Origin of the sequence: uncultured Enterovirga sp. (genome assembly GCF_964242715.1) — a bacterium.
GTDB lineage: Bacteria > Pseudomonadota > Alphaproteobacteria > Rhizobiales > Beijerinckiaceae > Enterovirga.
Genome location: NZ_CAXTAZ010000087.1, coordinates 1 through 9,825, shown reverse-complemented (window position 1 = coordinate 9,825; position 9,825 = coordinate 1). Strand labels below are relative to the sequence as shown.

The 9,825-nt window shown below is 68.2% G+C and carries 11 protein-coding genes; 4 read left to right on the top strand and 7 right to left on the bottom strand.

Annotated features, from left to right (window positions below; translation table 11 throughout):
• The 4 genes from ACFE87_RS24090 to ACFE87_RS24075 form a co-directional block, all read right to left on the bottom strand.
• Window positions 1–284, bottom strand: a 284-nt coding sequence (locus tag ACFE87_RS24090; RefSeq protein WP_375462199.1) for an FAD-binding protein, incomplete at its 3' end; no start/stop codon positions are given.
• Window positions 285–472: 188 nt separating this feature from the next.
• On the bottom strand, window positions 473–901 hold the full coding sequence (sdhD, locus tag ACFE87_RS24085) for a succinate dehydrogenase, hydrophobic membrane anchor protein (protein ID WP_375462198.1): 429 nt from the start codon (window positions 899–901) through the stop codon (window positions 473–475).
• Between the two features lie 10 nt (window positions 902–911).
• Entirely contained in the window at window positions 912–1,310 is a 399-nt protein-coding gene (sdhC, locus tag ACFE87_RS24080; protein ID WP_375462197.1) for a succinate dehydrogenase, cytochrome b556 subunit, read from the bottom strand.
• 100 nt (window positions 1,311–1,410) lie between these two features.
• Window positions 1,411–2,697, bottom strand: a complete 1,287-nt coding sequence (locus ACFE87_RS24075) for an SLC13 family permease (protein ID WP_375462196.1) — start codon at window positions 2,695–2,697, stop codon at window positions 1,411–1,413.
• Between the two features lie 65 nt (window positions 2,698–2,762).
• Here ACFE87_RS24075 and ACFE87_RS24070 point away from each other — a divergent pair, with 65 nt between their 5' ends.
• Together ACFE87_RS24070 and ACFE87_RS24065 are read left to right on the top strand one after the other, a co-directional pair.
• Window positions 2,763–3,716 carry a LysR substrate-binding domain-containing protein gene (locus ACFE87_RS24070; protein ID WP_375462195.1) on the top strand — a complete coding sequence of 318 codons (954 nt, stop codon included), beginning with the start codon at window positions 2,763–2,765 and terminating at the stop codon, window positions 3,714–3,716.
• A gap of 116 nt (window positions 3,717–3,832) precedes the next feature.
• Window positions 3,833–4,675 carry a hypothetical protein gene (locus tag ACFE87_RS24065; protein ID WP_375462194.1) on the top strand — a complete coding sequence of 281 codons (843 nt, stop codon included), beginning with the start codon at window positions 3,833–3,835 and terminating at the stop codon, window positions 4,673–4,675.
• A 6-nt stretch (window positions 4,676–4,681) separates the two neighbouring features.
• Here the strand turns inward: ACFE87_RS24065 and ACFE87_RS24060 are convergent, their stop codons facing one another.
• The 3 genes from ACFE87_RS24060 to ACFE87_RS24050 all read right to left on the bottom strand — a co-directional run bounded on the left by ACFE87_RS24060 (window position 4,682) and on the right by ACFE87_RS24050 (window position 6,460).
• Complete coding sequence (locus ACFE87_RS24060; protein ID WP_375462193.1) at window positions 4,682–5,089, bottom strand: carboxymuconolactone decarboxylase family protein; 408 nt, start codon at window positions 5,087–5,089, stop codon at window positions 4,682–4,684.
• Between the two features lie 134 nt (window positions 5,090–5,223).
• The gene (folD, locus tag ACFE87_RS24055) at window positions 5,224–6,108 is read right to left on the bottom strand and encodes a bifunctional methylenetetrahydrofolate dehydrogenase/methenyltetrahydrofolate cyclohydrolase FolD (RefSeq protein ID WP_375462192.1); all 885 of its coding nucleotides are present in this window, start codon (window positions 6,106–6,108) and stop codon (window positions 5,224–5,226) included.
• A gap of 61 nt (window positions 6,109–6,169) precedes the next feature.
• A complete protein-coding gene (locus ACFE87_RS24050; RefSeq protein ID WP_375462191.1) occupies window positions 6,170–6,460 on the bottom strand; it encodes a YggT family protein in 291 nt (96 codons plus the stop codon).
• A 238-nt stretch (window positions 6,461–6,698) separates the two neighbouring features.
• Between ACFE87_RS24050 and ACFE87_RS24045 the strand changes: the two genes are divergently transcribed.
• Window positions 6,699–7,283: a DUF2147 domain-containing protein gene (locus tag ACFE87_RS24045; RefSeq protein WP_375462190.1), complete on the top strand. Its 585-nt coding sequence runs from the start codon at window positions 6,699–6,701 to the stop codon at window positions 7,281–7,283.
• Window positions 7,284–7,362: 79 nt separating this feature from the next.
• Window positions 7,363–9,825: MMPL family transporter (locus ACFE87_RS24040; protein ID WP_375462189.1), on the top strand; the 2,463-nt coding region annotated here is incomplete at its 3' end.

Genomic DNA, 9,825 nt, shown 5'->3' with positions numbered 1-9,825 from the left:
TTCACGGTGTCGTACATGTGCCAGCGCCAATCGTCCGGGCCCATATTGCCGAGCGAGGCCGAGATGCCGCCCTGGGCCGCGACCGTGTGCGATCGGGTCGGAAAGACCTTGGTGATGCAGGCGGTGCGGAGCCCGGCTTCGGAGCAGCCGACGGTCGCCCGCAGGCCCGCGCCGCCCGCACCGACGACGACCACGTCGAAGGTGTGGTCGACGATGCGGTAGGCGTCGCCGTTGATCTTCGGGCCGGCGCCGTTGGCGCCATGTGTCGAGCCGTTCGTGGCCATCATCGTTCTCCGGAACGCTATCTGCGACCCCTGAGGGTTCGCGCCTCCCCTCCCCCTTTTGGGGAGGGGCTGGGGGTGTGGGTGGTGCAAGAGGAACCCGATCGGTTCCCCGTCCGCGATCCCCACCCCGGACCTTCGCTTCGCTTCGGCTCGGCCCTCCCCACGAGGGGAAGGGCAAACGTCGTGGTCTAGAGCGGCGGCAGCGGCACGCGGCCGAAGCTGATCTTGAGGATCGAGAACAAGCATACGGCGGCAATACCGAAGGCGAAGAAGGTATTCGCGATGCCGGCCGCGAATTTCAGCATGTGGTCGTGGACGTAATCCTCGACCACCGTCTGAAGCCCGATTCGCATGTGGAACGTGACCGAGATCATCAGGAGCGAGAGCAGGATGGCGACGAACGGGTTCGAGACGATCCGGATCGCATCCGGCCAGGACCGCCCGGCGAGGCTCGCCACGATGATCACGAAAGAGGTGACCAGCGGGATGTTCGCGATCGCCGAAAGGCGATGCAGATACCAATGCTCGACGCCGTGATGCGCCGCGCCGAGGCCCTTCACACGGGCCTGCGGCGTTTTCATCGAGCCGAATTCGTTGCGGCCGGTCGGTTCGCTCATCCCGTCCTCCTCAGCGCATGACATAGGCGACGATCCAGATCAGGATCGTCAGGACGGGGGACAGGATGAGGGTCAACCGGGCCATCATCATGCGGGTGCCGGGTTCGAAGCCGTGTCCCAGGTCCCAGGTCAGGTGGCGCACGCCGCCCAGCATGTGATGCATGAGCGCCCAGGTGTAGCCGAACAGGATCAGAAGGCCGATGGGCGAGCCGAAGAACCAGGCCGCGCGGTCATACGCCTCGGGCCCCGACGCCATCGAGAGAAGCCAGATCGCGACGAGCAGCGTCCCGGCATAGAGCGCCGAGCCGGTGGCGCGATGGAAGATGGACATCGCCATCGTCCAGGTCCAGCGGTAGATCTGCAGGTGCGGCGAAAGCGGCCGCACGGGTTGAGCCTTGGCATCCGCCATCAGGCGCTCCGGGTGATGAAGGTGAACGAGGGCTGTTTAGAAGGGTTCCTAGCCCCTTGGGCAGGACCCCGCAACGCAGGAGGAATGCCAGTTCGGCAGGTCACGCCAGCCTCCCGAGAAGGCGCCACCACGCATAGGCGAGCGGGGAGATGACGACGAGCGACAGCAGCCCGAAAGGCAATGTCAGCCGGGCCGCCGTTGCAATGCGGACGGAACCCAGTTCGGCCGCGACCAGGATCGGGGGCGCCTGGTAAGGCAGGAAAATGGTCGAGAACCCGATCACCTGGGCCATCACGACAGTCATGAGGTCGAACCCGGTCGCGGCCGAGAGATCGCCGGCGAGCGCCGTATAGAGCGCGGGCGCCCCGTTCGCAGTCGTCGCGATCGTCAGGAGAGAGGCGATCGCGATCAGGATGCCGAAATTGCGCGCCGTCCCGCCAGGTTCGAACGGAGCGATCGAGAGAAGGACCCGGCCGAGCGCAGCCCCGAGCCCGCTCTCCGTCACGACCGCAACGAGGCCGAGGATCGCGGCGATGTAGAAGCAGGTCCGCAGGCTGATGTGATTGAAGGCCTCCGGCGACAAGACCCCGATCCGGGGCAGGAGGCAGATCACCGCCGCCGCGAGCCCGATCCAGGCCGGCTGGATGCCGTGCAGGCTGTCCGTCATCCAGAAGGCGAGCGTGAGCGCAAGCACGACTGCAAGCCGGCGCTCGGCTCCGGTGAGCGGGGTCTTGCTGCCCGCCTCGGGGACGGCCGGCCGTGTGATCCTGTCCGGAAACAGCCGGCAGACGAGCCCGATCAGGAGAAGGCCCTTCGCGATGGCGAGCACCGGCGCGTGCAGGAGGAGATAGGGCAGATAGCGCAGATGCAGCCCGTAGAGAGCCTCCGCCGTGCCGGCCATGACAAGGTTCGGGACATTGGCCGGCAGGATGGCCGAGGACAGGATCGGGGTCGCGACGCCGACAGCCAGCACCGCGCCCGTGCGTCCAGGGCTGCCTGCGGCCAGGCCGAGCTCATCCGACATCGCCAGCACGACCGGCACGAGGAGCGCGATGCGGCCGAGATTCGACGGCATCACGAAAGCGAGCGCGAAGGCGAGGCCGACGAGACCGGCGATGAACAGCGGGTAGGAATGCGACAGCGGGCGGGCGAGATAACGAGCGATGCGAGCGCCGAGGCCGGTGCGGGTCATGGCCGAGCCGACGATCATGCCGGAGAGAACGAGCCAGAAGGCGGACGAGGCGAAGCCGGAGAAGACGGTTGCGGGCTTCGCGATCCCGGTCAGGGTCGCGGCCGCGAAGAAGCCGAGCGTGACCACGATCTCGGGAACGATCCCGGTGGCCCAGCCCAGAATACAAAGGCAGCCGATCAGGGCTACGAGCGTCACGGGCGTGGGACTCGGTTCGTCATTCGCGAAGGCATGCGCTCTCCGGCGCTTCTCCACAATTTGGAATGCGTCTAGGTTGCCTTCGCGATCTGCGAAGCCTGGAGGCCGCCCTGCATTTCGACCTCGTCGATCTCGGCCTGTTCCGCCACGTGGTGGATGCAGGCTCGATCACGCACGGCGCCGAGCGGGCGCATCTTGCGCTTGCGGCCGCTTCGACCCGGATCCGAGCGATGGAGACCGGCCTCGGCGCGAAACTCCTGATCCGGAGCCGCAACGGCGTGACCCCGACGCCAGCCGGGCGGGCGCTCCTCGCCCACGCCCGCACGATGCTGGCCCAGGCGGAGCGGCTTCGCGAGGAACTCGGCACCTTCGCGGGCGGGCTCAAGGGCGAGATCCGGATCCTGTCGAACACGAACGCCCTCACGGAATTCCTGCCGGACGCGCTCGGCATCTTCCTGGCCCGGCATACCGACATCTCGGTCGACCTGGAGGAACGGCTGTCGGACGAGATCGTGGGCCTCGTCGCGGAGGGCGCGGCCGATCTCGGGATCGTGGCCGGCACGGTGGAGACGGGATCGCTCGAGACCTTTCCCTTCCGACAGGACCGGTTCGTGGTGGTGGTGGCCGAGGGTCACCCGCTCGCCGGACAGGGGCCCGTCCCCTTCGCGGACGTGCTGCAGCTCGATTTCGTCGGTCTCGACCGGGCGAGCGCGCTGCAGCGTTTCCTGGCCGGAAAGGCGACCCGGGCCGGGCTGCCCCTCAAGCTGCGGGTGCAGCTCCGGAGTTTCGACGGCGTCTGCCGCATGGTCGGCGCCGGGGTCGGCATCGGCATCGTGCCCGAGACGACCGCGAAACTCGCCCAGCGCAGCTCGGCGATCGCGATCGTCCACCTGCAGGACGAATGGGCGATCCGCGACCTCTTCATCTGCACCCGCGCCTATCGCGAGCTGCCGCCGTCAGCCCGTCTCCTGGTGGATTTCTTGCGGGCACCAGAGGCGAGTGCTGAGCCTGGTGGTTAATCGACACACAACATTACCTGCAGCCTTCGCTCCAAAACCTTCCCGGCCTCTCAGCAAGGAGGCGCTATGACGTGCTGAACGAAGACGGGCCGTCGTGCTCCGGGGAGCGGGTTGGGATGTGGATCTTCGGCGTCCTCTGGTTTCTGGTCTTGTTCGGGGCGACGATCTTCGTGGCCGTCATGACCGTCCTCGGCCTGGTGCATGCCGCCCGGGGCCGGTACCGGGCGGCACTTGTCTGCCTCGGCATCGTCCTCGTCTTTCCGGCGCTGCACATCGCCGACGTCGCCCGGGGCTGGATCGCCGGGCGGCCCTTCGCAGAGGTGAAGATCGAGGCGGCGAGTGCCGGCCTGCCTGTGGTTCTGGCTCTGAGAGAGGCGGGCCATTGCTCGCACGTCTGCCGGGAGGCGCTGGCGCGCGGCTTCGCGCCCGAGATCGTGCAGACAAGCGGGCTGCGGCACCGGTTCGCTCGCCGCCCGGAGGAGTTCGTCGCGCATCGCCTCGGCACCTCGGAGGAGGCGTGCTCCCAGCCGTCTTCGGCTGACCACATGGTGCAATCGATCGGCGGCAAGGGCGGTGCGCCCTGTGTCATCGGGCGACGTGTCGCTTCGCTTCCCGCGCACCACGTGAGGATCAGCTTTGACGCGATCCCATTTCCGCGCGTCGTCGAAGCCGGATTCCCGCGGCTGACGTCGGACTTCAACCAGGGCTCCTACTTCCTCGTCGCGGACGAGGTTGGCCCGGACGCGACACGCCTCCTCGCGCAGTCTTTCCGGCATGTCAGGCAACCGGTCGGCTGGATCTGGGGCTGGCAATTCCTGCCGGCGGGATCGGCCAGACAGGTCGTCGGCGCGAAGCGTTCGCGCGACGAGGTCCTGAACGCGGTCCTCGGCTGGTCGCTCGTCGGCCGTCTTCCCGCCGACGACCCGAAGCCGCGCCGTTCCGTCGCGCGGCGCACCTGAAACGCGTCAGCGGACCAGGAACACGTCGTCCGGCGCGACTCCGAGGCCCGTGACGAGGGCGTTCGTCTGGTTCGCCATGCCGACGATCGCCAGCATGTGGCCATGCTGCCCGTCGGTCATGCCCTTGGCCCGGGCGGCAGCCGTGTGGGAGTGGATGCAGTATTGGCAGCCATTGGTGATCGAGACGGCGATGTAGATCAGCTCGCAGGTGAGCGGGTCGAGCGCGCCGGGCGCGATCATGATCGCCTTGAGGCCCTCCCAGACCCGCTTCAGCGTTCCCGCATCGTGGGCGAGCCCGCGCCAGAAATCGTTGACGAAGTCGGATTTCCGGGTCGTCCGGATGTCGTCGAACACGGCTTTCACGGCCGGGTCGCGCGCCACGTCCTCGTCCGTCCAGAGTTTTACCGTCGCCATCGCTTCCTCCCGGCCGCCGGTGCGTCGGCCCTGAATCCAGGCTCGGACCTTATCATCACTGGGCGCGCTACCCTCCTCACAAGGGGAGGTAGGTGCGCGTTCGAAGGCTCGTACGAACTCGAGATCGCTTCCGTTCAAAGCGCCGGCAACGGCAGCCCTCGGCGGGCGCAGGCTGCCTGCAAGGCGTTGGCGAGGAGGCAGGCGATGGTCATCGGGCCGACCCCGCCCGGAACGGGCGTGATCGCGCCGGCCACGGCTACCGCCTCTGCATAGGCCACGTCGCCGACGAGGCGCGTCTTGCCGGGCTCGCGGCCGGCGACGCGGTTGATGCCCACATCGATCACGACCGCGCCGGGCCGGATCCACTCGCCCCGGATCATCTCGGGGCGGCCGACCGCCGCGACCAGGATGTCGGCGCGGCGGCAGACCTCGGGCAGATCGCGCGTGCGGGAATGCGCGATCGTCACGGTGGCGCTCTCCGCCAGCAGCAGCTGCGCGACCGGCTTGCCCACGATGTTCGATCGTCCGACCACCACCGCCTCGAGCCCGGCGAGATCGGGCAGCACGGTTTTCGCGAGGCGCACGCAGCCCTGCGGCGTACAGGGAACGAGCGACGGCATCCCGGTCGCGAGGCGTCCGACATTGACCGGGTGGAAGCCGTCGACATCCTTGTCCGGATCGATCGCGACCAGCACCTTCGCGGCATCGATGTGAGCGGGAAGCGGAAGCTGCACCAGGATGCCGTCCACCTCCGGATCGGCGTTCAGGGCCGCGACGAGGTCGAGCAGCTCGCGCTCGCCGGTCGAGGCCGGCAGGACGTGGTCGATCGACCGCATCCCGACCTCGACCGTCAGGCGCTTCTTCGAGCCGACATAGACCCCGCTCGCGGGATCGTCGCCGACCAGCACCACGGCCAGACCCGGCTGGATCCCGGCACTCGCGAGGCGCGCTACCTCCTCCGCGACCCGGCCGCGGAGACGGGCGGCTTCGGTCGCGCCGTCGATGCGGATCGCCGTCATTCGACGAAAGACGCCGGGAAGAGGACGCCGGCCGGACCCGGCCGCCCCGCCTCGGGCGGCATCAGATCACGACCGGGTAGAGGTAGAGCTGGATCACGCGCTGGATGAAGAAGATGATGAGGACGAGGATGATCGGCGAGATGTCGATGCCGCCGAGATTCGGCAGAATGTTGCGGATCGGACGAAGGACAGGCTCGGTGATCTGGTAGAGAAAGTTCCAGATCGTCCTCACGACATCGTTGCGGACGTTGACGACGTTGAAGGCGATGAGCCAGCTCAGCACCGCCTGTGCGATCAGCAGCCACACATAGAGCTGCAGCGCCAACAGGATGACGTCGAGGAGCGCGCGCATGGATCGGGGGTGGCCTGAGGGAAGGTCGGAGCGCGGATGTAGCGACCAGGGCTCCGTCCGACAACCCGGCCGGTGGTCGGCTCACCGCCCCAAATCGCGTTAACTCCATGTAAAGTCCCGAGTTGACAGATCGCCGCGTCCCGGCCGAATCACCCGGATCGGGACGCGCACGCCATGATGTCGTCGCATCGGCAACGTCAGAGCTTGGCCGCAACGTCCATATTCGGTGATGAACAGCATGCGACACGGGCTTTCGGCGGCACTCGCGCTTCTTGGGACGGCCCTTCCGCTCGCCATTGCGGTAGCCGCACCGAAAGATCCGAGCGGAGTGTGGCTCACCGAGGACAAGCGCGCGCGCGTCCGGGTCGAGAAATGCGGCTCGGCCCAGGACCGGCTCTGCGGATACATCGTCTGGCTGAAGCCGGACACCAAGTCCGACCGGAAGGGTCCTCTGCTCGACGTCAACAATCCGGACCCGAAGAAGGCCAAGCGCCCCGTTGTCGGGCACCAGCTCATCCTCGGGCTGAAGGCCAATGACGACGACCAATACGAGGGCTCGATCTACAATGCCGATGACGGCAAGACCTACGACGTCACGATCTGGCTCGAGAAGCCCGGCGACCTGAAGGTCAAGGGTTGCCTGATCGGCTTTCTGTGCAGCACACAGAGCTGGACCGTCGCGACCGGCAAGGTGCCCGGTCAGCTGGAAGCCCCGACCGGCGCCCCGGACGGCCCGCGGCCGGATCCGGAATGGGCTACCAAGGCGACGCCCGCCGCGGTCGGCGCCAGCGAGCCGAAGCGGGACGCGAAGCCTCGCTCCTGACCCCCTTGGCGCGAGCAAGCTCGCCGATCCATGTGACATGCCGGCTTCTCGCCCGGCGAGACCTTTCAAGGAACAAGCGTTGCGCCCCCTGTTGAACGCCGAGCCTCCGACACCCTTGGAGCATCCGGCCGCGAAGCCCGCTTCTCCGGTCAACGATCCGAGCTTCCTGGCCGAGGGTCTGGTCGGCATGGCGGTGCGGCGGCCATGGCTCGTGATCGCGGTCTCGCTCCTGCTGTCGATCGCCGGTCTCTATGTGACCGCGACCCGCTTCGCGATCACGACCGAGACCGACCAGCTTCTCCAGACCGACGCGGACTGGGCGAAGCAGAAGATCGCCTACGAGACCGCCTTCCCGCAATTCTCGAAGTCGATCGTGGCCGTGATCGACGGCCAGACGCCCGAACTCGCCGAGGCCGGCGCCGCCAAGCTGGCCAGCGCGCTGGCCTCCGTCAAGGATCCCAACATCCGGGGCGCCTGGCGACCCGACGGCGGGCCTTTTTTCGACCGGAACGGCCTGCTTCTTCTGCCGCTCGACCAGGTCAAGACGACGACGGAGGCGCTCGTGCAGCAGCAGGGAACGCTGCTCGCGTTGTCGGGCGATCCAACCCTTCGTGGGCTGCTCCGCCTCATCGACCTCGGCGCGAGCCGGGGTGAACTCGAAGGGCAGGCGACGCTCGTCGACCGCGTCAGCGAGGTCGTCGAGCGTGTCCTCAAGGGCGAGCCTGCCTATCTGTCCTGGCAGACCTTGATGTCGGGCAAGCCCGCGCAACCGCGAGAGCTGCGCCGCTTCGTGCTGATCGACCCCGTGCTCGACTACAAGGCGCTCGAGCCGGCGGCCCTCGCCACGACCCGGATCCGCAAGGTCGGCGCCGAACTCGGCCTCGTGCCCGAGAAGGGCGTCCGGCTGCGCCTGACGGGGGCCGCGCCCCTCGCCGACGAGGAATTCGCGACGGTGCGGGAGGGCGCGCCGCTCCATCTCGGTCTCACGGTCGTCGCCATCGCGGTCATTCTGTGGCTCGCGCTGAAATCGGGCCGCGTGATCTTCGCGGTCCTCCTCACCACGGCGGCGGGCCTCGTCATCACGATCGGGGCCGGCCTGCTGATGGTCGGCCGGTTCAACGTCATTTCGGTCGCGGTCGCGGCCCTGTTCCTCGGGCTCGGCGTCGATTTCGGCATCCAGGTCGCCGTCCGCTACCGCGACGAGCGCCACAAGCTCGACGACGTCCGGGCCGCGATGCGGCTCGCCGCCAAGGGCGTCGGCTGGTCGCTGACGCTGGCGGCGCTGTCGCTCCTCGCGGGCTTCTTCTCCTTCCTGCCGACGTCCTTCCGGGGCGTCTCGGAACTCGGCCTGATCACCGGCGTCGGGATGATCATCGCCTTCCTGCTCAGCCTCACGCTGCTGCCCGCGCTGATCGTGGTGCTGAAGCCCTTGGGCGAGCCCGATACCGTCGAGATGCCGGCTCTCGCCGCGGTCGACCATTGGATCCTGCGGCACCGGAAACTCGTCATCACCCTGTCGACGCTGCTCGTCGTCGCCGGCCTGCCCTTTCTCCTGAAGCTCGAATTCGACGCGAACCCGATGCATCTGCGGAGCGCGGAGACCGAGGGCGTCGCGACCTTCCTCGACCTCACGCGCCAGCCCGGGCAGACGCCGAATACCCTCAGCGTGCTCGCGCCCTCGCTCGACGCCGCGAAGCCGCTGGCAATGCGGCTCGCAGCCCTGCCCGAGGTGTCCCAGGTCGTGACGATCGCGACCTTCGTGCCGGAGCAGCAGGAGGCGAAGCTGGCGCTGGTGAAGGCGGCGGCAGAGGAATTCGAAGCCCTGCTCGATCCCGCGCCGCCGGCCGAGCCGTCGAGCGATTCCGAACTCGTGGAAACTTTGCGCAAGACGGCCGAGACGCTTCGGACGAAGGCCGGCGCCGGCGCGAACGCCCTGTCCCGCCTCGCCGGGAACCTCGCGAGCCTCGCCGACGCAACCCCGGCTCGTCGCGCCGCCGCCTCCGAGGCGCTGGTCGGCGGGCTGCCGGCCCTGTTCGACCGCCTCCGGGCGCTCCTCTCGCCCGAAGCCGTGAGCGTCGAGACCCTGCCGGCCGATCTGCGACGGGATTGGCTCTCGCGCGACGGCAAGGCCCGGATCGAGGTCGCGCCGAAGGGCGACGCCAACGACAATGCCGTTCTCGAGCGTTTCAGCGAGGCGGTCAGGGCCGTGTCGCCCGCGACCTCCGGCCCGCCGGTCGACGTGGTCGAAGCCGGCCGCATCATCGCCCGGGCCTTCGTGGTCGCCGGTGCGATCGCGCTCGTCGCGATCTTCCTGATCCTGACGCTGGCGCTGCGCCGGCCGGCCGACGTCGCGCTCACGCTCGGGCCGCTCGTGATCGCCACGATCCTGACGCTCGAGACCGCCTACCTGATCGGAATGCCGCTCAACCTCGCCAACATCATCGCGCTGCCGCTGATGCTGGCCGTCGGAGTGAATTTCCACATCTACTACATGATCGCCTGGCGGAACGGCGTCGCCGACATGCTGGCCTCCAGCCTGACG